Origin of the sequence: Cryobacterium sp. Y62 (assembly GCF_002929785.1) — a bacterium.
In the GTDB taxonomy this organism is placed as follows: domain Bacteria; phylum Actinomycetota; class Actinomycetes; order Actinomycetales; family Microbacteriaceae; genus Cryobacterium.
On record NZ_PJJK01000106.1, the window covers coordinates 37,718 to 62,449 of the forward strand.

Below are 24,732 nucleotides of genomic sequence, written 5' to 3' on the forward strand. Positions count from 1 at the left end.
GTGCCTTTCATAGCAATCACGGCAGCAGGCGCGTGGGGCTGAGTCCCACGAAGGTGCGGTCGTCTTTCTGGAAGAAGTCGTTTCCTTTGTCGTCGACCACCAGGAAGGCGGGAAAGTTCTCGACCTCCACGCGGAAGACGGCTTCCATGCCGAGCTCGGCGTAGTCGATGACCTCGACCGAGCGGATGCAGTCCTGCGCCAGCCGCGCGGCCGGGCCGCCAACTGAGCCGAGGTAGAACCCGCCGTTGGCCTGGCAGGAGGCGGTGACTGCGGCGGAGCGGTTACCCTTGGCGAGCATCACCAGCGAGGCCCCGAGCGCCTGAAATTCGGCCACGTAGCCGTCCATGCGGCCGGCCGTCGTTGGCCCAAACGACCCCGACGGCATTCCCTCCGGCGTCTTGGCTGGGCCGGCGTAATAGATGGGGTGTTTGAGTAGATAGTCGGGCACGCCCTCGCCGCGCGCAATCCGCTCGCGAATCTTCGCGTGCACGATGTCGCGACCCACGATGAGTGTGCCCGTAAGTGAGAGCCGCATGCTCACCGTGCAGGCACTGAGCTGGGCGCGAATCTCCGCCATGGGCACAGTGAGGTCGATGGCAACGGATGCCGACGCATCCGTTATTTCTGCCAGCCCGGTACTCGGGATGAACCGGGCCGGGTCGCGTTCGAGTTCTTCGAGGAACACCCCCTCCGGGGTGATACGGCCGAGCACCTGACGGTCGGCCGAGCATGACACCGCGATCGCAATGGGCAGCGAGCCGCCGTGGCGAGGCAGACGCACCACCCGCACGTCGTGGCAGAAGTACTTTCCGCCGAACTGGGCGCCGAAACCGAGCTGGGTCGTGAGCTCGAACACCTTCTGCTCGAAGTCTTGGTCGCGATAGCCGTGTCCAGCGTCGCTGCCCTGCTCGGGCAGGGTGTCGAGGTAGTGGGCCGAGGCGAGCTTGGCGGTTTTCAGGGCGAATTCTGCGCTGGTTCCGCCGATCACGATGGCGAGATGGTAGGGCGGGCAGGCTGCGGTTCCGATGCTTTCGATCTTCGCCTTCAGGAACTCGAGCATTCTCTTTTCGTCGAGGATCGACTTGGTCTCCTGATACAGGAAGGACTTGTTGGCGCTGCCGCCACCCTTCGCCATGAAGAGAAACTCGTACTCCAGCCCCTGCCCGAGGCCGATCTCGATCTGCGCGGGCAGGTTGTTCTGCGTATTCGCCTCGGTCCACATATCGACCGGGGACATCTGGGAGTAGCGCAGGTTGAGGTCCTGGTACGCCTGATAGACGCCGTGGCTGAGGCTGCGAGCATCCGTTCCGTCGGTCTGGATGCGGTGGCCCCGCTTGGCGGAGATGATGGCCGTTCCGGTGTCCTGGCACATGGGCAGCACTCCGCCGGAGGCGACGTTGGCGTTCTGCAGCAGGTCGAGTGCCACATATCGGTCGTTCGCCGAGGACTCTGGGTCGTCGATAATACGGCGCAGCTGGGCCAGGTGGGTGGGACGCAGAAAGTGGGCCAGGTCGCGAAAGGCCGCATCGGCGAGGGCCTCGATCGCGGACTGGTCTACCTCGAGCACGGCCTCCTCTCCACTGCCGCGCACCCTGTAGCCGGCCACGTCGAGGCGGCGCATCGGGGTGTCGGTGGGGCCGAGCGGCAACTGGTCGACATAGCTGAACTCAGCCATCACAGCACGCCCGCGCCGGTGAGCTCGTCGATGGCTGCGGCGCTGTAGCCGAGGGCCCCAAGGATAGACCGGGTGTCGGCACCCACGTCGGGCACCCGGTCCATACGCACGGCCTGCCCCACCACGGTCACGGCCGGGAGCAAAGCCCGCACCGGTCCAGCCGAAGTCTCGACGGTGCGCCAGCGGTTTCGCGCGCTGAGCTGCGGGTGGGTGAGGACGTCTTTCACCTCGCGCTGACGTGCAAACGCCACCGTTGACTCGGCGAGGCGGCGTTCCATCTCCGGACCATCGTAGACGGCAAAGACCGCATCGACCACGGCATGCAGCTCGGTGCGGTGCGTCAAGCGCACACTGCTGGTGGCGAAGCGCTCGTCGTTAATCAGATCCGGTCGTTCCAGTACACCGGTGCAGAACGACGCCCACTCGCGGTCGTTCTGCACCGAGAGCACGACGTCCACGCCGTCTCCGGCCCGGAACGTGCCGTAGGGGGCGATCGAGGCATGGCTGGTGCCGGCACGGGCCGGAGCGGTTCCGCCGTATTCGGTGTAGTAGAGGGGAAAGCCCATCCACTCGACCACGGAATCGAAGAGGCTCACCTCGACCTCTGACCCTTCACCGGTGCGCTCGCGGTGAAACAGGGCGGTGAGAATTCCGGAGAGGGCGTACATGCCAGCGCCAATATCCGCCGTAGGAATACCAGTCTTGGCGGGAGCCTCCGCGGTGCCCGTGATCGCCACGAGTCCGGCCTCGCTTTGAATCAGCAGGTCATAGGCCTTGGCGTCTCGGTACGGGCCACTACTGCCATATCCGCTGATGGAACAGGTGATCAGGGTCGGGTAGCGCTCGCGCAATTCGGCGGCGCCGAGACCGAGGCGAGCCGCCGCATCCGGTGCCAGATTCTGCACGAAGACGTCGGCGGTGGCAAGCAGCTCGTGCATAATCGCCAGGGCCTCTGGCCGTTTCAGGTCGAGGGCGAGACTCTCCTTGTTGCGGTTGAGCCAGACGAAGTGGCTGGAGAGCCCGTTCACCGTCTCGTCGTAGCCGCGGGCGAAATCGCCTGTGCCTGGACGTTCGATCTTGATCACTCTGGCGCCCTGGTCGGCGAGGTGTCGGGTGGCCAGGGGTGCAGCTACGGCGTGTTCGCAGGAGATCACCGTGATGCCCTCGAGGGGCAGAGTCTGGGACATATTCAACCTTCAACACTGACGATAAAATGCATGATTCTCTAAACAATGTATCATTTTGAAACGGAGGCATCTACCCCTCGTCCAGTGGATGCGGTTCGGATAGAGTGAGGCCTTTGACCGCCACCCCGCGAAAAATGCAAGGAAATCCGATGGGAATGACCGAGGCGCCCCCCACAAAGCGGGATCAGATCGTCGACGAACTGCGACGCCTGATTCTCAGCGGCAATCTGCCCCGCGGCGCGAAGCTGCCCCAAGATGAACTAGCCCGCCAGTTCAGCAGCAGCATCACTCCGGTGCGCGAGGCCCTGCGCGCCCTCGAAGCCGAGAACCTCGTGGTGAGCGAACCTCGGCGCGGAGTTCGGGTAGCCGGTATCAATTTCGAGCGGGCCAAAGCGACTTATATTATTCGCCGGCTCACCGAGAGCTACGCTATGCGGCGTGCGGCTATCCGACTCTCCCCGCTCGAACTGCGCCAGGCCGAAGTGCTGCTCGACGAGCTGAACGCGGCCACCGCCCGCCACGATTCGGATGCCGTCCGCCAATTGAATAAGCGCTTCCACTTCTTCTTCTACGAGCGCTGCGGCATTCCCAGCCTGGTCGAAGAGATCGATGCTCTCTGGAGAGTATTCCCGTGGGACTTGCTGCTCGACTCCCCCGAACCGGCCGAAGACTCCGAGGCCGAGCACCGAGCGATGCTCGAAGCCGTGCGCGCCGGAGACGCCGAAGCGGCGGGGCTGGCCCTCGAGCATCACGTGTCGCGCAGCTTCATTGCGCTGAACGCGCGCTACACCGGCAAGCCGCCCGCCGACCCTTTCGACATCGCCAACGACTGACGCGCGGTTCGTTGGCCAGGGCGACGGATGCCGTACGTTGTGCTGGGCGCACCGCCCGGACACGTTCACGCTTGCGCGGCCTCTGCCCCACGGCGGGCGAGGATGCGCTCGGCCCGTACGGTGACCGGGCGGTCGATCATCTGTCCGTTCACCTGAGCTGCACCCCCGGTGGCGCCGATCACGCTGCGTGCCCAGTCGATCTCGGCCGGCGTGGGGCGGAACGCGGCCGCCACCGGTTCTAGCTGGGCGGGGTGAATGCAGAGCTTGCCGCCGAAGCCGAACTGCCGGGCGAGGGCAGCCGAATCGGTCACTGCCCCGGTGTCACTAATTTGCACGCTCGGCGAGTCAAGCGGCGCTTCGAGGCCGGCCGCGCGCGAGGCGACGACGATAGCCGACCGGGCGTAGTCGAGCACGCGGTCGCCAGCACCGGCGTTGATATCGAGGGCGTAGTCGATGGCGCCGAAGGCCAACCGAGTCACGCCCGGCACCCGGGCCAACTCGGGCGCGTTCTGCACGCCGGCGGCGGACTCAATCAGCGCCACGAGCGCGAGCGGCGGTCCGGCAACCCCGGCAAACGCGGCCGCGACCTCGCGGAGCAGTTCGGGGTTTTCGGCCTTGGGCACGACGAGACCGAGCAACCCGTGGCCGGGCCGCGCGGCGAGGTCACGGAGAGCTGCGAGCTCCGCGGGCAAGCTCACAGCCCCCGCGGCGTTGACGCGCACGAGGGCGCGAACCGGGTCGGGGCCGGCGGCAAGGTGCTCGAGGATGGCAACCAGGGCATCCGCTTTAAACTCGGACGCGACGGCGTCTTCAAGGTCGATAATCACGACGTCGGCCGCTGAACCGGTGGCCTTGCGAAAGCGCTCTGGCCGGTCGCCGGGCACGAACAGGGCGGTCACGACGCTGGCCGTGGTGGTACGGGACATGGTGTCTCCTGGCTTGATCGGCACGAGATCGGTGACGCTCAGTATGAGCGGGGCAGGCCGAGCACCTTGGTGGCCACGAAACTCTTGATGAGGTTATTGCTCACCGGAGCGGTCTGGAACATGCGTGTCTCGCGAAACTTGCGCTCCACGTCGTACTCGTCCACGAAGCCGTAGCCGCCGTGGGTGTCGAGGCACGCATTGGCAGCGGCCCAGCTGGCCTCCGAGGAGAGGTGCTTGGCCATGTTGGCCTCGGCGCCACACGGCGCGCCAGCGTCGAAGAGGCGGGCTGCTTCGTAACGCATCAGGTCGGCCGCACGTACCTTCATGTAGGCGTCGGCAATGGGAAACTGCACGCCCTGGTTGCTGCCGATCGGGCGGCCGAAGACCTCGCGGCTGTTCGCATAAGCGCTGGCTCGGGCACTGAACCAGTAGCCGTCGCCGATGGCCTCGGCCGACAGCAGAATGCGCTCGGCGTTCCAGCCGTCCAGTACGTAGCGGAAACCGCGGTCGACTTCGCCGATCACCGCGCTTTTGGGCACCCGCATGCCGCGGTAGTGCACCTGGTTGGTGGCGTAGTTGAACATTGTGCGCACTGGGATGGTTTCAAGGGTGTGCGGCTGCTCGGCACGAACCTTGCGCAGGTCGACGAGGAACAGGGTGAGGCCCACGGTCTTGTCGGCGCCCCGGTCGCTCGTGCGGGCCAGCACCATGGCCAGGTCGGAGTCGTTGATGCGGCTGGTCCAGTTCTTGTGGCCGGTGATCACGAAATCATCGCCATCGGCCTCGGCGCGGGTGCGGATGCTCGTGGTGTCCAGGCCAGCGACATCCTCGGTGACCGAGAACGCCTGCAGGCGCAGCCGGCCGGCCGCGATTTCCGGCAGATATATGGCCTTCTGGGCTGCTGTGCCGTGGCGTAGTAGCGCGCCCATGATGTACATCTGGGCGTGACAGGCGGCGGAATGACCGCCGGAGCGGTTGATCTCCTCCATGATCACGCTGGCCTGGGTGAGGGAGTAGCCGAGGCCGCCGTACTCGGTGGGGATGAGGGCGCTGAGCAGGCGGGCTCGGGTGAGGGTCTCCACGAATTCCTGCGGGTAGCTGCGGTCGCGGTCGCTCTGGCGCCAATATTCATCAGGGAAGCCGGCGCAGAGGTCCCTGGTGAACTGTCGGATCTCCTGCACCGAGAGCGTGGCCGAAGCCTGCGGAGTGGCCGGTGCAATGTCGAGCAGGTTTGGCATGAGAGCTCCTTAACGAGTGCTGGACGAACGGATCGATACGAGACTACATAATATATTATCGACACACTAGGCCCGTTTATGTCCGCGGGTTCCACTTGACTTTGCCTTATTCTTCGCGGAAACTGGCCACCGACAGACAATATATTCTGCGCACGAGGAGACCCACTCATGACCGAGCACACCCTGTCCCGCGATTCCACCGACCGCGTCGTCGCGGGATGGACCGGACGCCTCTGGGAAGACTTCGCCGTCGGCGATATCTACTACCACCCGCTGGGCAAGACCGTCACCGAGGGTGACAATCAAATGTTCACGTTGATGACGCAAAACGTGGCCAAGACGCACATCGACAGCAACTTCGCGCTGCGCACGGAGTACAAGCTACCGCTCGTGAACTCCACCTTCATCCTCGCGCTCGTTACCGGGCAGTCCACCATCGACCTGTCGATGAACGTCTTCGCCAACCTCGGCTGGGACAAGGTACGCATGCCCAGCCCGGTCTTCGAGGGCGACACCATCTACTCGCGCTCCAAGGTGCTGGCCACCCGGGCCTCGAAGTCGCGTCCCACCCTGGGCCTCGTGACCGTGGCGACCGAGGGGTACAACCAGAACAGTGTCATCGTGATGAGCTACCAGCGCACGTTCATGGTCTACCGCGAGGGGCACCTGCCCGACTTGGAGGACACCCGCCCGAACGAGGCGAGCCTGCCTGCGACGTTCGAAAAGAGCTAGAGGATGGGCGCATTGCCGTTGGCCGGGCTCACGGTCGTCTCCCTTGAGCAAGCCGTCGCCGCGCCGTTCGCTACCCGGCAGCTCGCCGACCTCGGCGCGCGGGTGATCAAGGTGGAGCGGGACACCGGCGATTTCGCCCGAGGTTACGACGAGACCGTGCACGGCATGTCGAGCTACTTCGTGTGGCTCAACCGCAGTAAGGAAAGCATCGTGCTCGACCTGAAGAGCGACTCGGGCCTGGCCGTGCTGCGAGAAATGGTCAGCCGCGCCGACGTGCTGGTGCAAAATCTCGCACCGGGGGCTGTGGAACGGCTCGGTCTCGGACCCGACGAGGCCCTCGCCTTCAACCCGCGGCTCATCCACGCCTCTATCTCGGGCTACGGCCGCGGCGGCAGCTATGAGCAGAAGAAAGCCTACGACCTGCTCGTGCAGTGCGAAGCCGGCTTGCTGAGCGTCACTGGCACACCCGAGGACCCTGCTAAGGTCGGCGTCTCCATCGCGGATATCTGCGCCGGCATGTACACCTTCTCGGGAATCCTCACCTCGCTGCTGCAGCGCGCCACGACCGGGCGCGGCGACGTGCTCGAGGTATCGATGCTCGAGGCGCTCGGCGAGTGGATGCACCAGCCTTACTTCTTCGCCGAGTACGGCGGTACTCCCCCGCAGCGCAACGGCGCACAGCACGCGTCGATCGCGCCCTACGGCCCGTTCGATACCGCGGACGGCACGGTCTTCTTCGGTATCCAGAACGAGCGAGAATGGGCGGCATTCTGCACGGATGTGCTGGGCCGCCCCCTTCTCGGGATGCAGCCGGATTTTCGGGGCAACGCCCTGCGGGTGCAAAACCGGCCAGCGCTGCACGCGGTGATCCTCGATGTGCTCAGCGCCCTCACCTCCGTGGAGGTGCTCGCTCGACTGGACCGCGCGAACATCGCCAACGCGCAACTGCGCAGCATGCACGATTTTTCGGCGCACCCGCAGCTGGCCGAACGCGGGCGATGGCAGAATGTCGACTCACCGGTGGGGCCGGTGCGCAGCCTGATTCCGCCGGTGACGAGCCGTGAGACCGGGTTTCGCATGGACCCGGTGCCGGCGATCGGGCAGCACACCGAGCAGATCCTGGCTGAGCTCGGGCTCACGCTGTAGCTGCGCTGCCGTAAATTAGGAGTTATCCTGCCCGAGAAAGGACCCGCGATGGCCTCCCGCCGCCCTTCGACGCGCGCCCGCCCCCAGCTGAGCGATGAGGCCTCGGGCTACGTGCGCGGCATGATCATGTCCGGTGAGCTGCCGCCCGGCATGGCCGTGCGCGCCGAGACCATCGGCGCGGCACTGGGCATCTCCACCACACCGGCGCGCGAGGCGCTGCAGGCGTTGCGGGTAGAGGGATTTCTGGAGCTGGTGCCGCGGCGCGGATTCCAGGTGGCTGTGCTTACCGGGCAAGACGTGCGAGACCTCTTCACCGTGCAAGCGTTGATCGCCGGCGAACTCGCCGCCCGGGCCGCCGTGGCAGCCACTCCCGAGGATCTCTCCGAGCTCGAAGCGCTGCATCACGAACTGATCGCAGCCTCCGCGCGCGGCAACCTTGAGCTGCTCGAGGAGAAAAATCACGCTTTCCACCGGGAGATCAACCTGATCGCCGGTGCGCCCAAGATCATCTGGGCGCTCGGCTTGATGACGCGGTATGTGCCCCGGAAGTTCTATTCCAGCATTGCGGGCTGGCCCGAGGCCACTGCGAACGATCACGCCCAGCTGCTGGCGGACATCCGTTCCCATGACGCACAGGCCTCACGTGTGGACATGCAGGCGCACGTCGAGCACGCCGGCGAGCTGCTCGCCGTACACTTCGACGAGCGAACAAGCGCGGCGGCAGTTGACGTGACAGCTGGGCCGCCCGACTGAGTCGGGTGGCCCAGACGTCAACTTAGAGCGCGAAGGTCGAGAGCTGCGGTACAAAGGTCACGATGACCAGGGCGATCAACAACACGCCGACGCTCGGCAGAGCCGCCTTCGCAACTCGGAGGATGTTCATTCCCGTGAGCCCACTCGCGACAAACAGGTTGAGTCCGAGCGGTGGAGTCATCATGCCGATCTCCAGGTTGAGTACCATGATGATGCCGAAGTGGATCGGGTCGACGCCGAGTTCCATCGCCACCGGCAGCAGCACCGGGGCGAGGATGAGGATGGCGCTCGAGGTCTCCATGAACATGCCCACTACGATGAGCAGCAGGTTCACGATGAGCAGGAACATCACGGGGGTGAGATTTGATCCCAGCAGCGCCTCGCTCACCTGACCTGGGATGCGCTCGGCCGTGAGCACGAAGGAGAACAGGATTCCGGAGGCCACAATGAACATGATCATCGACGAGGTACGCGCGGAGCCCATGAGAATCGAGACCAGGTCCTTCACCTTAATCTCCCGGTAAACGAAGATCGACACCACGAGGGCGTAGAAGACGGCCATGGCCGCCGCCTCGGTCGGGGTGAAGAAGCCCGCGTAGATGCCGCCAAGCACGAAAACCGGCAGGAACAGGCTCAGCGCAGCGTCGCGCAGAGCACGGAACCGCTCCCCGTTAGTCATGCGGATCGCGTTCTCGCCCATGCCGTACTTGCGGCGGCGCGAGATGACCACGGCCAGGATCAGCAGCCCGATGCCGGCCATGATGCCCGGTCCGATGCCTGCCACGAACAGGTCGCCGATGGACTGCTCAGTCGAGATGCCGTAGACGATCAGCGGGATCGACGGCGGGATCAGGATACCTAGCGAGCCCGAGGTGGTGACCAGGCCTGTGGAGAAGTCTTTGCCGTACCCGTTCTTGATCATCGCCGGGATGATCAGCGTTCCGACAGCGACCACGGTGGCCGGGCTGGATCCGCTGATCGCGGCGAAAAACATGCAGGCCAGCACGGCGGTCATGGCGAGTCCGCCACGGAAATGGCCGACCAGCGCGTTGGACGCGTTAATGAGCCGCTTACTGATGCCGCCCCTGCTCATTAGGTTGGCCGCCAACACGAAGAACGGTATGGCCATCAACGGGAAGGTATTGAGCGAGTTGAACAGCCGCTCCGGCACCTGGGTAAGCGGGATGCTGGTGAAGAAATAAAAGTAGAGGAACGACGTTAGCCCCATGGCCACAGCGATGGGCGTCGAGGTGAGCAGCAGGCCGAAGAGCAGAATGAGCAAGACGAGCAGGCCTTCGATCACAGTGTTCCCTCATCCTTCGTCATACCGGCCTCTTCTTCGGCGCGCTGGAATTCACTCTTGTCGCCGTCGACGGATGCTGACAGGCCGCGAATGAGACGTACCAGGATTTCCACGGCACGCAGCAGCATAAGCGTGAAGCCCAGTGGCACCGCTAACTCGACCACCCAGAGCGGAAGTTTAAGCGTGGGTGTCACGGTCGCCACTGAGAACGGCTCGAACAGCAGCAACCAGGCGAAATAGCCCACGATGGCGAGGTAGACGATGGTGACCAGGATGCCGAGAATGTCCATGCGGCGTCGGCCGATCTTGCCGAGGAACGGTTCGAAGACCTTGACGGCGATGTGCTCGTTGTAGCGCAGTGTCACGACGGCGCCGAGGAAGGTGGAGTAGATGATGAGATAAATGACCGTCTCCTCACTCCACCAGAGATGGATGTTAAAGATCGACCTGAGTAGCACCTGGGCGATGGCGACGAGCGCCGCGACAGCGAGGCAGGTGCAGACCAGGAAGTTCTCCACCCGAGTCAGGACGGAACTGAATCGAAGAATGGGGAGTCCTTACGTTGGAAGGGCAGCACGACGAAACCCGTGCCGACGGGGAAAACGAGGGCGGTGGCTAGTCGCGGTTGGCGAGGAGTTCTGCGATGATCTCTGGGCCCAGCACTTCGGAGTACTCTTCCCAGACGCTTGGGATTACCGTTGCCATCAGGGCATCGCGCTCCGCGTCGGTCAGCTGAATGATCTCGGTGGATCCTTCGGCGATGATCGCCTGCTTGGCCTCTTCGTTCACCTCGGCCGCGATCTCCCGGTTGTAGACACTGGATTCGTCGACGGCGTCGAGAACGAGCTGCTGCAGGTCATCGGGCAGCGACTCGAAGAAGTCATTGTTGATAGCCGGAATGTAGCCGATGTAGCCGTGGTTGGACTCGGTGATGAAGTCCTGAACCGTGTGCATGCTCTGCGTTTCCATGTTCGACCAGGTGTTCTCCTGACCGTTAATGACGCCCTGTTCAAGCGCGCTGTAGACTTCGGCGAAGGCGAGGATCGAGGGGATGGCGTTCCAGGTTTCGAACTGACTCACCAGCACATCGGCCGGCTGGATGCGAAAGCTCAGCCCGGCCATGTCCGCTGCGGCTCGGATCGGAACGTTGGCCCCCATCTGTTTGAAGCCGTTGTCCCAGAGGCCGAGCGGCTTAATTTTCGCCGCGCGCAGGTCCTCGTTATCGAAGATCGCCTTGCCCACTACGGAGTCACGAGAGGCGATCTCTGCGATGTCCTCGCTGCTCTCAAACAGGAATGGCAGGTCGAGCAGCTGCAGCTGCGGGGCGAGAGTGGTGAACTTGGCACTCGCCGGGGCGATCATCTGGATGCTGTTGGACTGCAATGCCTGAAGCTCGTCCTTGTCGCCGTACAACGAAGAGTTGGGGTACAGCTCGACCTCGATGCGGCCATCCGAGGATGCTTCGAGGATCTCCTTGAATTTCTCGGCGGCGGCGCCCTTGGGCGTGTTCGTCGTCGTCACATGGGAGAAGCCGATCGTGTAGACCTTGTCCGCGTCTCCGCCTGATGCGCCAGACCCGCGGGCTGATGAACACGATCCGAGAACGAGGACGGCTCCGAGGGCGATGGCCGTGGCCCCGATCAGGCGGGATTTACGGGTATGTTGTTGCATTGTTTCTTCCTTATCGTCATTGATTAGGCGGTACGTGACGAGCGTTGCGTCAGGTTCATCCAGAACGACGCTACCAAAAAAAATATGCTCTGAACCAAAATAATGCATTATTTTTATAACGAATGCATTGCTGTGGCTATCGAGTGGTGTGCGCCTGTCAGGCGTTCCCTGCTGTTTTGACAGCATCAGGTGAGGTTCCGCCCGTACCGACCTGGGCCAGAATCTTCGCTGGTGACGCAAGCGGAGGCATCCGCCGTGCCCGCGCTACGCTAACGTGTGCAACTTTCCCTCTGGCTGGCCCTAGTAGGCGCCGGCGTGCTAATCAGCTTCACCCCCGGCGCCGGCGCGATCAACACCATGAACAACTCGCTCACCAGCGGATTTCGCCACTCGATCTGGGGAATTTTCGAGCAGCAGGCTGCACTAATCGTGCACATCATCGTGGTGGCACTCGGCGTCGGAGTACTCGTGGCCGGCACACCCATACTCTTTAACGTCATCCGCTACGCCGGAGCCGCCTACCTGGTATTTCTGGGCATCCGCTTAATTCTGCAAAAACCCGACCCGTCTCTGGATACGACCGCGACGCTGACCCGGGAGCCAGCTCATTCTCAACCGCACCTTCGGCCTGCTATTCATATCCGTCGCCCTGCTGCTGGCGCTCGTGCACTGAGGCGGCTCAGGGCACCACGAGCGGGCGGCTTGCCCAGCCTGGGCGAGGCAGAATAGACAGATGAGCGACCCTGGCGATTTCGTGGATCGCACGCTGCAGTACGAGGCCACCTGGGAACGCGCAGCCGAGTCGCGGGCTCGGTTCGGGACCAAGCTTGAGTTCTACGGCGCCTCGGTCGGCGCCGTGCGCGGCACCATTCGTGATCTGGCCCGCCGGTGCAAGAACATGACGCACAATGAGGTAACGGCGCTGAGCTCTGAATTGTGGAAGGTTCCGGTCTTCGAGCGCCGCCTCGCCGCGATCGTGCTGCTGCAATCCAACGTGATCCGACTCGACAACACCGATCTCACCGCATTGAGGGGTTTCTACGTGACGCGGTGCTGCCGGAACTGGTCGATCCGCTCACCCTCGACGTAGTGCTCCCCCTGGTGCGAGCGCTCAACGGGCCGAGTCGTTTGAGAGCGGATGCCACCCTCGAGCGTTGGACCCGCGACGGCGACCCCTGGCTGCGCCACGCCGCCAGCGGTGTTGCCGCGAGAATCACGCCATAGGTCCAGCCGAGTGCACGGATTCCCCAGACGTCGAAGACGATGGCGCAGCCGCCGCACCGCGGCGCACTTCGGCATCCACTGGCCTCGGTTTTATGATTGAGGCCGAAAGTCATCATCTGCCTCTGACATTTTATGATTCCCCGAAGTCTTCTCGTGAAGTGCTGCACGCGCACAACGGATGCCGCCACCTACTGACGGCATCCGCTCAATTACTGCAGTTAGCGCGCGGAATAGCCGCCGTCGACCAGGTGATAGCTGCCGGTAATGAACGATGCGGCGTCGCTCAGCAAAAACAAGACGAGCGCGGCAACCTCGGCGCTCGTGCCGAGGCGGCCCGTCGCGTGCTGGGCTTCGAGGGCAGAAATCGCCTCGGCGTTGAGCGAGGAACGCACTAGCGGAGTGTCGATGAAGCCAGGGCCGACGGCGTTGGTGCGCACGTTTCGGGCCGAGTATTCGAGCGCGGCGACCTTGGTCAGGCCGACGAGCGCGTGTTTGCTGGCCACGTACGCCGCGTTCTGGGCAATGCCGACGGACCCGAGCACGCTGCTCATGTTGACCACGGCACCGCCGCCGGCGGCGACCATCGCGGGCAGCTGATAGCGCATGCCGTAGAACACGCCGCTGAGGTCCACGCCGATGACGCGGTCCCAGGCATCGATCTCGTAGTCGCCGATGTCGGCGGGGGCAGCGCCGATGCCCGCGTTATTCACGGCCAGGTGCAGGGCACCGTAGGTTGCCACGGCGAAGTCCACCGCGGCTTCTGACTCGGCGGCGATCGATGTGTTCTGCTGAAAGGCGGAGGCAGTTCCCTCGGCAGCGATGATCTCATCGGCGACGCGACGCGCTGCCTCGAGATTAATATCGGTGATCACAACGGATGCGCCCTCGCTCGCGAGTGCCTTGGCGATGGCCTCGCCAATGCCGCTTCCGCCGCCGGTGACGATAGCGACCTTGTCAGTGAATGTACTCATGCCGTGCCTCCTTATTTCACGCCGAAGCGCCTGCGACCGCGCAAACCACGCGGCGGTCAAAACTATCCCCTATCAAGAGAGTCCACGAGGGGCGCATGAGTTTGTAAACATCTGAGGGCAGGCGACCGGGGGCTAGGCTGCAACGTGTGAAATCTGCAGCGCTGTCCCCCGCCACGAAACGGCTGCCGGAACGTGCGGCCGTGATTGACCTCGACGCAATCAGGTACAACGTTCGCCACCTCGTTCAGCTTGTCGCCCCGGCCGGACTGATGGCGGTCGTTAAAGCGGATGCCTACGGCCACGGGATCCTCCCTGTCGCCCGCGCTGCGCTCGAGGCTGGAGCGCACTGGCTCGGCGTCGCGCACATTTCGGAGGCACTCCCGCTTCGAGCTGCGGCCATCCAGGTGCCGGTGCTGGCCTGGCTACACACCACGGACAGCGACTTTCACGCCGCAATCGCCGCGGACATTGATCTCGGATGCTCGGGCTGGGAGTTGCCGCTCATCGTCGCGGCCGCGCAGCAGCTGCGAAAGACCGCACGCATCCACTTGAAAATCGACACCGGTCTGGGCCGCAACGGCAGCACTCCCGAGGACTGGGCCAACCTCGTGCATCTCGCCCGTCGCGCTGAAATTACCGGCGACGTGACGGTCGTGGGAATCTTCTCGCACCTCGCGGTGGCCGACGAGCCTTGGCGCGTGGAGACCGACGAACAGATTGCGGCCTTCACGACGGCCGTGGCACAGGCGCAGGCAGCGGGGCTCCGACCGCTGGTACGACACCTCGCCAACAGTGCCGGCGTGCTGTCTCGCCCCGACACACACTTCGATCTGGTGCGCGCGGGACTGGCCATCTACGGCTTGTCGCCGTTTGCCGATCAGACCCCGACCGAACTCGGATTACGGCCGGCAATGACCCTGCGCACGCTGGTCTCAGTGTGCAAAGAAGTGCCCGCCGAGCAGGGCGTGTCTTATGGTCTCAACTACCGCACGGCCGCCCCGACCACGCTCGCTCTGATCCCGCTGGGCTACGCCGACGGCATTCCGCGCATCGCGACCGGAGGTCCGGTTCGAATCGACGGCGTGACCTATCCCGTGGTCGGGCGCATCGCCATGGACCAGATGGTCATCGACCTCGGCCAGGCCGGGCTCGTGGCCGCGGGCAGGTCGGTTATCGGAGCCGAAGCGGTGTTGTTCGGGCCGGGAGACGACGGCGAGGCATCCGTTGACGAATGGGCGGCGGCGGCTGGCACCATCAATTACGAGGTGGTCACCCGCATCAGCCCGCGCGTTCCCCGCGTCTACCGCAACGCCTGAGACCGCGCCAGGCCGCTACAGGCGGGGTCGGCCGGCCCAGCGGTCCGCTTTGAGGGCCAGGTGCAGTTCGAGACGAGTGCGCCCACCAAGTGGGTCAACACCCAGCAGAGAACGGATACGCCCCAGTCGGTTGTAAACGCTGGTTCGATGCAGGTGCAGGTGCTCGGCGACCTCGGCCACGGACCCGTCCTTGTCGTAGAGCAGCTCGAGCACGGGCAGCAGTTCCCCGTTACGATCGAGGTCCCGCAGCTCCGAGAACAGCGATGATTCGAACGCCGACACGTCTCGACCCTCGACGGCTAGAAATTGATAGACCCCCAGAGCACGAAACGAGACGAGCCTGCCCAGTTGGGTATCTACCCTGGCTGCCTGCACGGCGCTCCGCGCCTCGGTATAGGCGCTGGGCAACCCGCGCAGGTCGGTGAAGGGTTCGCTCAGCCCAAGCAGAGCGGGCGCCGCCAATTGGCCACCACGACGCGCAACTTCGAGCTCGAAACGTCGCAGGACCTCGGACTGGTCGAAGCCGTCGATCTCGTCGTGCAGCAGCAGAACGGCATGCGTTTCGGTGCCGGCCGAGAACAGCACGGTATCGATGCCGAGCGTGGCATGAAGTGCGGAGAGCCGGTGCAGCAGGCTACTCTCGGCGGGGTCGCGCTGGGCGGTGTCACCGTGCCCAAGCAGTGTGGCGAGCCGCCAGTGTCCGCGCCCGTACACGCACGGCCAACCACCCACCGCCACGACGGCATCGCGGTCGCCCAAACAGGCGGCGAGAAATTGCGCTTCACTGGCGATACGCCCGTCAGGATCCGCGTTCGAGCGGTTGAGAAGCATCTCCGCGAGGGCGTCCAGCTCCGAACGGATGATGCGCAACTCACGCAGAATCGACTCCGGCGTCTGCTCGTCGTCGAGCTGGAGGATCCACAGATAGCCCACCCGGAATCCACGCGCCAGCAGCGGCACGCACACGCGGCCTAGCATTCCAAGATCGGCATTGGCCGGAACGGGAACCGGTTTTACCGCTGTGGCGATACCATGGCTCAGCTGCCAAGCGCTGACGTCGGGCGGAACGAGCTTGCTCAGCAGAAAATTCGTGCGCACACGGTCAGCCGTAGGTCGATGCGCGCTATACGCCAGCAGCCCGCCGTCGAGGTCTTCCAGCGAGAGAGCACGGCCCAGATGCGCGGCGATAATGACTACCGCCTGGTCGATATCGGCCGCTTCCATAGCTTCAATTCTACGGAGCCGTGTGGACGTCTGGCGACAATCAACGAGCCGTGACGCTACAAATGTCGAGTCGGCCACGGGATGGCTGCCGGGTGGGACACACCGGGCTCCGACGTTGGCAGCGAAGAATCCCTGAAAAAGCGGCAAATTCGGGGTGGTGAGGCGTGCTGCGGCGCAGCCCGCGGCATCCGCTGCCCGTCTGTCGAGCGGGAGAGCCGCGAAAACCCGGGTTTATCGTTTTCACGCCGACCAAAGTCGATCGGCATGCGCCTACCAGGAACAGGAGTTCCCCATGATCATTGGTGTTCCCACCGAAGTTAAAAACAACGAATTCCGAGTGGCTATCACCGCCGCCGGAGTACACGAAGCCAAGCTGCACGGCCACACCGTGCTGGTGCAGGCCGGCGCCGGTATCGCCTCCGGCTTCGCCGACGCCGACTACGAGGCTGCCGGTGCCGTGATCGTCGAGACCGCCTTCGAGGTGTGGGCAAGCGCCGACATGATCCTCAAGGTGAAAGAGCCGATCACCGCCGAGTACGCATATTTTCGTGAGGGTCTGATCCTCTTCACCTACCTGCACCTCGCCGCAGAGCCCGCCCTCGCCGACGCGCTGCTCGAAGCGGGCGTCACCGCCATCGCCTACGAGACCGTGCAGAAGGCCGACCGTTCGCTACCTCTGCTCGCACCGATGAGCGAGGTCGCCGGACGCCTGGCCGTTCAGGTCGGCGCCGCATCGATGACCCGTCCCGGCGGCGGCCCCGGCATTCTGATGGGCGGCGTACCCGGAGTGCGCGCCGCCAAGGTGACCGTCATCGGCGCCGGCGTCGCAGGCTCCAACGCCGCCGCCATGGCGCTCGGCATGGGCGCGGACGTCACCATCCTGGACATCAACATTGACCGCCTACGCGAGCTCGACGCCCTGTACGCCGGACGTCTCAAGACCATCGCATCGAACGCCTACGAGATCGACCACTCCGTGACCGAGGCCGACCTCGTGATCGGCTCCGTGCTGATCCCCGGAGCCAAAGCCCCCAAGCTCGTCACCAACGAACTCGTGTCGCGCATGAAGCCGGGCTCCGTGCTAGTCGACATCGCCGTGGACCAGGGGGGTTGCTTTGAAGACACCCACGCCACCACCCACGAGGACCCCACCTTCCCCGTGCACGGCTCGATCTTCTACTGCGTCGCCAACATGCCCGGCGCCGTTCCGCAGACCTCGACCCTCGCGCTGACGAACGTCACCCTGCCCTACGCCCTGTCAATCGCCGACCGGGGCGTGCGCACCGCGTTCGAGCGTGACGCCGCCCTCGCCGGCGGTCTGAACATCGCCGCCGGAAAGATCGCGAACCGCTCGGTGAGCGTCGCCCTCAACCTGCCGCTCGCGGACTGGACCAACCTGGTCAGTCAGATTGAACCCGCGCTGGTCTGATAGCACTGTTTTCGAAGCGCTCTAGCAGCGCTGTTCTAAAGTGCTGCTCTAGCAGCGCTACGTAGCGGATGCCGGTCGCAGGCTTATCGGCCGGCCCCGGCATCTGCTGCCCACCTTTTCTCAGAGCTCGAAAGACCCGACGCCCTGTCAATCGCCTGGACTACAAGGAAGTAACTCCGATGTCGCAATTGAAAACCAACACTCGACCCGCCCCGAACGCGCAACCACACCTGGCCCGATCACTGTCGAACCGTCATATCCAGCTGATCGCCATCGGGGGCGCGATCGGAACGGGCCTGTTCATGGGGTCAGGGAAGACTATCTCCCTCGCCGGGCCGTCCGTGATCTTCGTCTATATGATCATCGGCTTCATGCTGTTCTTCGTCATGCGGGCCATGGGCGAGTTGTTGCTCTCCAACCTCGACTACAAGTCATTCAGCGACTTCGCCGGTGATTTGCTCGGGCCGTGGGCCGGCTTCTTCACGAGCTGGACGTACTGGCTCTGCTGGATCGTGACCGCCATCGCTGAGCTGATCGCCATTGCGCTATATACGAGATTCTGGTGGCCAGATCTACCACTCTGGATACCGGCCCTCGGTGCCGTGTTGATTCTGCTTGGCTTCAACCTCACGAGCGTCAAGGCGTTCGGCGAGACCGAGTTCTGGTTCGCGCTGATCAAGATCGTCGCGATCGTCACGCTCATCATCGTGGGGCTCGTGATGGTGTTCACGAAGTTTCAGTCCCCCGGCGGCGCTGCGGCGAGTCTCAGCAACCTATGGAACGACGGTGGGATGTTTCCGACCGGTCCGATGGGGTTCATCGCCGGCTTCCAGCTCTCCGTGTTCGCGTTCCTCGGGGTCGAGCTCGTGGGCACGACGGCCGCCGAAGCGCAGCACCCGGAGAAGAACCTTCCCAAGGCCATCAACTCGATTCCCATTCGCATCATGCTGTTCTACGTTCTGGCCCTGATCGTGATCATGGCGGTCACTCCGTGGCGTGAGGTCACCGCCGATGTGAGCCCGTTCGTGGCGATGTTCGCCCTCGCGGGGCTCGGCGCAGCCGCGGCCGTGATCAACTTCGTCGTGCTCACAAGCGCGACATCCTCGGCGAATTCCGGGCTGTATTCCACATCGAGAATGCTCTTCGGCCTGTCGGTCGAGGGTACGGCACCGGGGCGTTTTCAACGCCTGAGCCGCCACCGGGTACCGGCCAACGCGCTGTTGTTCTCGTGCATGTTTCTGCTCGTATCCGCTGTTCTGCTGTATGCGAGCTCGTCGATCATCGCCGTGTTCACCGTGGTGACGACCATGGCGTCGGTACTGTTCATCTTCGTGTGGACCATCATCGTGGTGAGCTATATCGTGTACCGCAGGCGCCGCCCGGCAATGCACGCGGCCTCCAAGTTCAAAATGCCCGGCGGCGTATACATGTGTTACCTGCTGCTCGCGTTCTTCGTCTTCCTGATCTGGGCACTCACCCAGAAGGCCGACACCCTGCAGGCGCTGCTCGTGACGCCGGTGTGGTTTATCGGGCTTAGCGTCGTATGGCTGATCATTCGCCGTCGCCCCGAACTGGCTACCCATCAGGAACTTCACCGGGCCAGCGTGCAGGCCGATCGGTCCGCGGCACTCGCCTTCCGGAGCTGATACCGCCGGAGCGGGGTCGTCTTCCGTCAACGAAATCGCAGGGTCGGGCCACGCTCGAATGATCGGTACGCTGGCGGCATGGAGAACACCGAGAAACCGCAACCGCGCCGCGCCGTCGTGGCTGCTGCCGTGGGCTTCGCGGCCGTGGCCGCCTACGCGATTGTGGGGGCCCTGCAGATTCTGGTATGGAATCCGCTGGCGGCGGTTCCGGGGGTCACGCTCGGGAAGATCCGCGCTGAGATGGCGCGCGCGGATGAGTCACTCACTGCGAACTGGGTGCTCGCCTGGGGCGCGATCGGGATTGTACTCGCCACCGTCGTTCTGCTGGTTGCGATCGTGCGGATGAACAGTCGGGTCGGCCCGGTGGTCGCGGCCTACCTGGTGCTGTTGGTCTTTGCAGCTCCCGGACACTTCTTTGTGGGCTTCAGGCCCGGCATGTCGCTCGCTGACACCTTTCTGATTTCGGGCGAGGACCATGCCCCGTGGGGCATGGCGCTCTACGTCGTCAGCGCCGCCAGCCTGCTCGCTTTGATCGTGCTGATTATTCGGGCCGGGCGCTCCGCCACCGCTCGCGCCGTGAGGCACGGGTAGTCCGCATCTTTCGCTTGCCGCCTTCCGCCGTACCAAATTAGCCGGAGTTTCGCACTGTCGAAAGCTGTTGGAGCCGCCACAATCTGCTCGCGCAGCCAGCAAGCCACACACGCGAGCAGACTTCGGTCGCGCGGGAGCGCTGAACGTGCTCGTGCTCGTGCTCGTGCCAAAGCCGTATTGCGGCAGGATCAACGGATGAGCAATGCTGGCACCGTTGTGAATCGAACGGTGCACGTGCGAGGCGGTACCGTACCGGGCATCCGACGGGTAGTCCCACCTGAGGATTGAGCTCGACCTCTGTGGCACGGCTGCGGGGAACCGCCCGCGATGCTGCTCGGAAATCGTCCGTGCACAGCGTACTTGCACCCGAGACGAGACGCGATACCGCCTAAGTCACACCGAGGGTGCGGCGCCCAAAGGCGTCTAAAACTTTGGGGTGTTGTCGTAGTTCACTAACACGTCATCGAACTCGCTTACGATAGCAACCGCTTATTCACTTGGCCTCACTAACTTCATCCTTGAGACCCACCCATTGACGTCCGACGTGAGGCAACCAGACCAGTGCACGAGATGAGAATCTGTTGAATTCCGCCACGGCCGTGCTGGAACAGCCTCCTGCGGAAGCCGCGACGACGCGCACGGAGACTGTTCCGCCACCTCGCCGGCCACAACGTCGTCGCAATCGCAGACATAACTTTACTGGGTACGCCTTCGTCCTCCCCGCCCTGGCAATTCTGGTCGCCTTTTCGGTCTTTCCTATTCTTTATAGCTTCGTTCTGAGCGTCTTTTCGTGGGATATGCTCACCAGCGGTCCGCGGTTCGTGGGCCTGGACAATTATTCCGACTTGCTGACGAGCGGCGAGCTATATCGCAGCCTCAGCCTCACGGCGGTCTACACCATCATCACTGTTGGACCCTCGATGGCGCTCGGATTAATTTTTGCCGTTCTGCTCGACCAGAACATTAACGCGATCAGCGTTTACCGATCATTCTTTTTCGCTCCGTTAATGACATCGACCGTCGCCATATCTGTCGTCTGGCTGTGGATTTACCATCCGGACTACGGTCTGATGAATGAGGCGCTGGGATTCCTCGGTGCCAGTCCGGTGAAATGGCTGAATGATCCGAACACAGCTCTGCTGGCACTAGCGATCATGTCGGTCTGGAAGAACATCGGGTTCTGCGTCGTGCTGTATCTTGCAGGACTTCAAAGCATCGCCCCGAACGTCGTTGAGGCTGCCACTATGGACGGTGCTGGATTCTGGCGCGTGGTTCGGAGTATCAAGGTGCCATTACTCGGCCCGACGAGCTTTCTGCTGATTATTCTTCTGACGATCGATCAATTCCAGACCTTTGCGCAGGTCGACGTAATGACCCAGGGTGGGCCAGCGGGAGCGACAACCCTAATCGTTCCACTGCTCTGGGAGCACGCCTTCGAGCTTTTCCAGATGGGGTACGCGTCAGCTATTGCCGTAGTGCTCTTTGTTATCGTCATGCTGCTCACACTCGTGCAGATGTTCATCGTCGGACGCCGGGTGAATTACCAATGAGCGTCGTGTCGCAACTACTGCGCAGCGAACGGATGCTCCGCACGGCTCCAATCCAGATCCGCGGGCGACGCGCCCTCCACAGCCGAGCAACCCGTCTGACACGGCACGTGGTACTCATCGCGCTGTCGCTCGTGATGGCCTTCCCCTTTCTCTGGATGATCCTCACATCTCTGAAAGGCGCAGAGGAGGTCTTCGCTCAGCCGCTGTCATTTCTGCCAAGAACGCTCGAATGGGGCAATTATCTTGAGGCGTGGAACGCGGCGCCGTTCGGCACATTCTTCTTGAACAGCCTTATCATGTCCCTTGGCATCGTGCTCGCTCAGCTGATTACATGTTCACTCGCCGCATACGCTTTTGCGTTGATCGATTTTCGCGGGAGCCGGCTGTTGTTTCTCGTCGTGCTGGCCACCATGATGGTGCCCTTTGAGGCCACCATGATCCCGTCATATCTGGTGATCAATGGGCTCGGACTCCTGAATTCGTTCCTCGGACTAATTCTTCCGAGCGCTACCAGCGTCTTCGGAATCTTTCTGCTTCGTCAGTTCTTTCTGACTATTCCAAAAGACATCCTCGAGGCTGCGGCAATCGATGGATGTTCGCACTTTGGTACTTTTATGCGCATCGTCTTGCCGCTGTCGAAGCCAGTGCTCGCGACCTTGGCGCTCTTCTCCTTTCTCGGGGCGTGGAACAACTACCTCTGGCCGCTGCTGATCACGACCGAGACGTCGATGCGCACCGTACAGGTGGGACTCAAGTATCTGGTCGATGAGGAGATCGGCACTCAATGGCCGCAACTGATGGCTGCTTCGACTTTCGTGATCGTACCCGTGCTCGTACTCTTCCTCGTTCTGCAGCGGTTTTTCATCAAGGGTGTGATGCACACCGGAGATCGCTGATGCCCTGCGCCCCGTCTACCAACTGCCTCACAACCCAGCACCAATCGATTGGCAAATAATGATTCGATCCCACCGCAAGTTCCGCCTGATCCGTTCTCTCGGAGTGATGGCCGTCGCAGCCCTGACCCTGACCTCGTGCGCAGCAACACCTACTGGCGAGGAATCCAAGACAGTTTCGATCGACTTTTGGACAACACAACAGGGCGAGTACAAAGACGAGCTCGCGGCATTCACTGCGCTCCATTCCGATATCACGGTCAACCCCTCATTTATGGGCGATTATGACGAGATGCAGCAGAAAGTGCTAGCCGGCATCGTCGGTGGAACCGTACCGCAGGTCGTTCAGTTGGGCCAGCGTTATGGCATCCCCCAGGTAGCTGACTCCGGCATGCTTCTCCCGATTGGGGACATCCTCGCTTCTGAAACGGTCGAGGATATCTTTCCGGCCTTCTTGGAACGCTTCACTTACAAAGAGAAGCTGTGGACCGTGCCATTCCAGAGCAGCACACCAGTTTTGTACTACAACAAGACGCTGTTTGACTCGAAGGGATTTGTGCCGCCGGAGACCTGGGACGAACTGGTCGCAACCGCGACGAACCTCACTACGCCGGATGTGTGGGGCTTCAATACAGCAGCCGACATTCCCTGGTACTTTCAGCCGATGACTTGGAACCGGGGCGGGGAACTTCTCGATAACGACGGTGAGGTCAACCTCGACTCAGCTGAAGCGATCGAAACCCTGACATCATTCCAAGACCTCGTCTACAACAGTAAAGCCATGCCACAAAACCAGCACGCAACAGCCAAGGAAGACTTCATCGGCGGACGGCTGGCGATGTTGTTCGCTTCGGGATCAGGACTAGCAGGTACTCAGGAGCAGGTCGGCGACGCATTTGAGGTCGGAGTTGCCTACATCCCCGGAATCGTCGACGGTCAGGCGCGGTCGGTTCCGATTGGCGGAAACAGTCTCGGCATTTTCGCCTCAAGTCCCGCGCAGGAAGAGGCGTCGGCGGAGTTGGTTGAGTTTTTGACGAATACCGAGAACTCTGCAGCGGGGAGTATCGCCTCCGGGTACATCGCCATCCGATCGTCGTCATTGGAACTTCCAAAATTTCAGAAGCACCTCGTGGAAAATCCAGAGTTCAAGGTGACCATCGACCAGTTGGAGTACCTGCGCGGACAGGGGATCAGCCCTGCTGATTCCCTCATCTGGAAGGGCATCATCGACGCGTTCGAGTCGATCGAGACGGATCCTGAGGCGGATGCCGCGGAGCTCCTGGGCGCGCTTCAAGTCGAAGTCTCCGACTACCTGGCAGACTATCGAAAATGATCATTTTAGCGCACCGCGGGGCATCCGGGCACGCCCCGGAGAATACGCTTTCTGCCTTCTATCGAGGCCTGGACCTCGGGGCTCACGGTGTTGAATTTGACCTTCGTCGTTCGAGTGACGGGGAGATCGTGGTGTTCCACGATCTCACAGTTGACCGCACTACTGACGGTCACGGTCCCCTAGCCGAGTACACCTGGCCCGAACTACGCCACCTTGACGCAGGAAGCTGGTTTTCGCCGCGATTCGCTGGGGAACGCATCGTACGATTTGTCGACCTTCTCTACGCGTTCGGCGGGCGTCAGATCCATCTGGCTGTTGAGCTGAAAGCGAACCACATTGAGGAGGATGTCTGGGCCATGATCACGGAGACCAGCCGACATGCGACCATTACCGTCACCTCCTTCGACTTGACAAATCTGAAGAGAATGCGTGAGGTATCTTCCGAGGTACGTCTCGGATATCTGACCAAGACGGTCGATGAGCGCACCGTGGCCCAGGCTAGATCGGTGAGTGCTGAGCAAATATGCCCCGATGCATCCGCTCTGAGTGTTGAGCAAATGCAAATGGCCCGCCACGCGGCTCTTGAAGTGCGCTGCTGGAACTCGCGGCCGGTGGGAGCGATGCAGAATGCAGCCGCTCTTGGGGCAGATGGGATGACTGTTGATTTTCCCGACAGACTGGTCGACTATCTGGCGACCCACGGTGGATCGGGAGAATGGCCCGGCCACGAGGCCGCGCTAACAGTACAAACCCGAGGGTAGCTGCTCGCTGCTGCAGGTAGGTCAGGGGGCAAAAGGACGGCCCGAAGGACCTTGCGGAGCGCATAGCGACCGCTGCCCTCTTCCGTCATCTCGCGCAGCGCGAGCGTCAGTCGACGACTTCGATTTGAGTGCGGATGTATTCCTTCTCACGATCGGAGAGTGTCGCCGGGCCTGGCTCGATAATCGAGTCACACAAGCGGGCGACTTCGGCCAGCGCCTTGGGACTCAAGGGGGCGTCCAAGTTCGCGAGGATCTCGTGCTTGAAGTCGATGTCAAGGTACGGCCACCAGCGATCGATTGGTGGCAGAACGATCTCACTCATGAGAATCT

24 protein-coding genes and 1 pseudogene are annotated in these 24,732 nt (G+C 62.8%); 15 read left to right on the top strand and 10 right to left on the bottom strand.

What is annotated here, in order from left to right:
* Window positions 1–16: 16 nt before the first annotated feature.
* Together CXY71_RS09955 and CXY71_RS09960 are read right to left on the bottom strand one after the other, a co-directional pair.
* Window positions 17–1,675, bottom strand: a complete 1,659-nt coding sequence (locus CXY71_RS09955; RefSeq protein WP_104135480.1) for a FumA C-terminus/TtdB family hydratase beta subunit — start codon at window positions 1,673–1,675, stop codon at window positions 17–19.
* Window positions 1,675–2,862 carry a CaiB/BaiF CoA-transferase family protein gene (locus tag CXY71_RS09960; protein ID WP_104135481.1) on the bottom strand — a complete coding sequence of 396 codons (1,188 nt, stop codon included), beginning with the start codon at window positions 2,860–2,862 and terminating at the stop codon, window positions 1,675–1,677. Before CXY71_RS09960 ends, CXY71_RS09955 begins: the two co-directional genes overlap by 1 nt.
* Window positions 2,863–3,017: 155 nt before the next feature.
* On the opposite strand from CXY71_RS09960, the gene CXY71_RS09965 reads away from it, so the two are divergent.
* Window positions 3,018–3,695, top strand: coding sequence for a GntR family transcriptional regulator (locus CXY71_RS09965; protein ID WP_158253048.1), 678 nt, complete (start codon window positions 3,018–3,020; stop codon window positions 3,693–3,695).
* Between the two features lie 65 nt (window positions 3,696–3,760).
* On the opposite strand, the gene CXY71_RS09970 is transcribed toward CXY71_RS09965, so the two are convergent.
* Complete coding sequence (locus tag CXY71_RS09970; RefSeq protein WP_104135483.1) at window positions 3,761–4,621, bottom strand: CoA ester lyase; 861 nt, start codon at window positions 4,619–4,621, stop codon at window positions 3,761–3,763.
* A gap of 38 nt (window positions 4,622–4,659) precedes the next feature.
* Complete coding sequence (locus CXY71_RS09975) at window positions 4,660–5,859, bottom strand: acyl-CoA dehydrogenase family protein (protein WP_104135484.1); 1,200 nt, start codon at window positions 5,857–5,859, stop codon at window positions 4,660–4,662.
* Between the two features lie 168 nt (window positions 5,860–6,027).
* On the opposite strand from CXY71_RS09975, the gene CXY71_RS09980 reads away from it, so the two are divergent.
* The 3 genes from CXY71_RS09980 to CXY71_RS09990 are packed head-to-tail and all read left to right on the top strand — an operon-like array spanning window position 6,028 to window position 8,490.
* Window positions 6,028–6,591: a MaoC family dehydratase gene (locus CXY71_RS09980; RefSeq protein ID WP_104135485.1), complete on the top strand. Its 564-nt coding sequence runs from the start codon at window positions 6,028–6,030 to the stop codon at window positions 6,589–6,591.
* 3 nt (window positions 6,592–6,594) lie between these two features.
* Window positions 6,595–7,737: a CaiB/BaiF CoA-transferase family protein gene (locus CXY71_RS09985; RefSeq protein ID WP_104135486.1), complete on the top strand. Its 1,143-nt coding sequence runs from the start codon at window positions 6,595–6,597 to the stop codon at window positions 7,735–7,737.
* A gap of 48 nt (window positions 7,738–7,785) precedes the next feature.
* Window positions 7,786–8,490 (top strand): GntR family transcriptional regulator, encoded by a 705-nt coding sequence (locus CXY71_RS09990; RefSeq protein WP_104135487.1) that lies wholly within the window; start codon window positions 7,786–7,788, stop codon window positions 8,488–8,490.
* Window positions 8,491–8,512: 22 nt separating this feature from the next.
* Here CXY71_RS09990 and CXY71_RS09995 read toward each other — a convergent pair whose 3' ends face one another.
* The 3 genes from CXY71_RS09995 to CXY71_RS10005 form a co-directional block, all read right to left on the bottom strand.
* A complete protein-coding gene (locus CXY71_RS09995) occupies window positions 8,513–9,793 on the bottom strand; it encodes a TRAP transporter large permease (protein ID WP_104135488.1) in 1,281 nt (426 codons plus the stop codon).
* Window positions 9,790–10,311 carry a TRAP transporter small permease gene (locus CXY71_RS10000; protein ID WP_158253049.1) on the bottom strand — a complete coding sequence of 174 codons (522 nt, stop codon included), beginning with the start codon at window positions 10,309–10,311 and terminating at the stop codon, window positions 9,790–9,792. Before CXY71_RS10000 ends, CXY71_RS09995 begins: the two co-directional genes overlap by 4 nt.
* Before the next feature lie 97 nt (window positions 10,312–10,408).
* Window positions 10,409–11,464, bottom strand: coding sequence for a DctP family TRAP transporter solute-binding subunit (locus CXY71_RS10005; RefSeq protein WP_104177585.1), 1,056 nt, complete (start codon window positions 11,462–11,464; stop codon window positions 10,409–10,411).
* Between the two features lie 276 nt (window positions 11,465–11,740).
* On the opposite strand from CXY71_RS10005, the pseudogene CXY71_RS22015 reads away from it, so the two are divergent.
* The 3 genes and pseudogenes from CXY71_RS22015 to CXY71_RS22365 all read left to right on the top strand — a co-directional run.
* Window positions 11,741–12,028: pseudogene (locus tag CXY71_RS22015) on the top strand (LysE family transporter); the annotation flags it as partial.
* Between the two features lie 169 nt (window positions 12,029–12,197).
* Window positions 12,198–12,554 carry a DNA alkylation repair protein gene (locus CXY71_RS10015; protein WP_233204584.1) on the top strand — a complete coding sequence of 119 codons (357 nt, stop codon included), beginning with the start codon at window positions 12,198–12,200 and terminating at the stop codon, window positions 12,552–12,554.
* The gene (locus CXY71_RS22365; RefSeq protein ID WP_255412632.1) at window positions 12,554–12,688 is read left to right on the top strand and encodes a hypothetical protein; all 135 of its coding nucleotides are present in this window, start codon (window positions 12,554–12,556) and stop codon (window positions 12,686–12,688) included. The genes CXY71_RS10015 and CXY71_RS22365 overlap by 1 nt, the downstream gene beginning before the upstream one ends.
* A gap of 218 nt (window positions 12,689–12,906) precedes the next feature.
* Here the strand turns inward: CXY71_RS22365 and CXY71_RS10020 are convergent, their stop codons facing one another.
* Complete coding sequence (locus CXY71_RS10020) at window positions 12,907–13,659, bottom strand: SDR family NAD(P)-dependent oxidoreductase (RefSeq protein ID WP_104135492.1); 753 nt, start codon at window positions 13,657–13,659, stop codon at window positions 12,907–12,909.
* Window positions 13,660–13,805: 146 nt separating this feature from the next.
* Between CXY71_RS10020 and alr the strand changes: the two genes are divergently transcribed.
* Entirely contained in the window at window positions 13,806–14,975 is a 1,170-nt protein-coding gene (alr, locus tag CXY71_RS10025) for an alanine racemase (protein ID WP_233204585.1), read from the top strand.
* 15 nt (window positions 14,976–14,990) lie between these two features.
* On the opposite strand, the gene CXY71_RS10030 is transcribed toward alr, so the two are convergent.
* Complete coding sequence (locus tag CXY71_RS10030; RefSeq protein WP_104135494.1) at window positions 14,991–16,199, bottom strand: CdaR family transcriptional regulator; 1,209 nt, start codon at window positions 16,197–16,199, stop codon at window positions 14,991–14,993.
* A gap of 292 nt (window positions 16,200–16,491) precedes the next feature.
* On the opposite strand from CXY71_RS10030, the gene ald reads away from it, so the two are divergent.
* The 7 genes from ald (at window position 16,492) to CXY71_RS10065 (ending at window position 24,402) form a co-directional block, all read left to right on the top strand.
* Window positions 16,492–17,628, top strand: coding sequence for an alanine dehydrogenase (ald, locus tag CXY71_RS10035; protein WP_104135495.1), 1,137 nt, complete (start codon window positions 16,492–16,494; stop codon window positions 17,626–17,628).
* Window positions 17,629–17,807: 179 nt separating this feature from the next.
* Window positions 17,808–19,274 carry a D-serine/D-alanine/glycine transporter gene (gene cycA, locus CXY71_RS10040; protein WP_104135496.1) on the top strand — a complete coding sequence of 489 codons (1,467 nt, stop codon included), beginning with the start codon at window positions 17,808–17,810 and terminating at the stop codon, window positions 19,272–19,274.
* Window positions 19,275–19,352: 78 nt separating this feature from the next.
* Window positions 19,353–19,865 (top strand): hypothetical protein, encoded by a 513-nt coding sequence (locus tag CXY71_RS10045; protein ID WP_104135497.1) that lies wholly within the window; start codon window positions 19,353–19,355, stop codon window positions 19,863–19,865.
* A gap of 581 nt (window positions 19,866–20,446) precedes the next feature.
* On the top strand, window positions 20,447–21,415 hold the full coding sequence (locus CXY71_RS10050; protein WP_158253050.1) for a carbohydrate ABC transporter permease: 969 nt from the start codon (window positions 20,447–20,449) through the stop codon (window positions 21,413–21,415).
* Window positions 21,416–21,420: 5 nt separating this feature from the next.
* Window positions 21,421–22,311: a carbohydrate ABC transporter permease gene (locus CXY71_RS10055; protein ID WP_233204586.1), complete on the top strand. Its 891-nt coding sequence runs from the start codon at window positions 21,421–21,423 to the stop codon at window positions 22,309–22,311.
* A 106-nt stretch (window positions 22,312–22,417) separates the two neighbouring features.
* On the top strand, window positions 22,418–23,641 hold the full coding sequence (locus tag CXY71_RS10060) for an ABC transporter substrate-binding protein (protein ID WP_233204587.1): 1,224 nt from the start codon (window positions 22,418–22,420) through the stop codon (window positions 23,639–23,641).
* Window positions 23,638–24,402 (top strand): glycerophosphodiester phosphodiesterase family protein, encoded by a 765-nt coding sequence (locus CXY71_RS10065; protein WP_104135500.1) that lies wholly within the window; start codon window positions 23,638–23,640, stop codon window positions 24,400–24,402. Before CXY71_RS10060 ends, CXY71_RS10065 begins: the two co-directional genes overlap by 4 nt.
* A 106-nt stretch (window positions 24,403–24,508) precedes the next feature.
* Here CXY71_RS10065 and CXY71_RS10070 read toward each other — a convergent pair whose 3' ends face one another.
* Window positions 24,509–24,724: a hypothetical protein gene (locus CXY71_RS10070; RefSeq protein WP_146071715.1), complete on the bottom strand. Its 216-nt coding sequence runs from the start codon at window positions 24,722–24,724 to the stop codon at window positions 24,509–24,511.
* Between the last annotated feature and the right edge of the window lie 8 nt (window positions 24,725–24,732).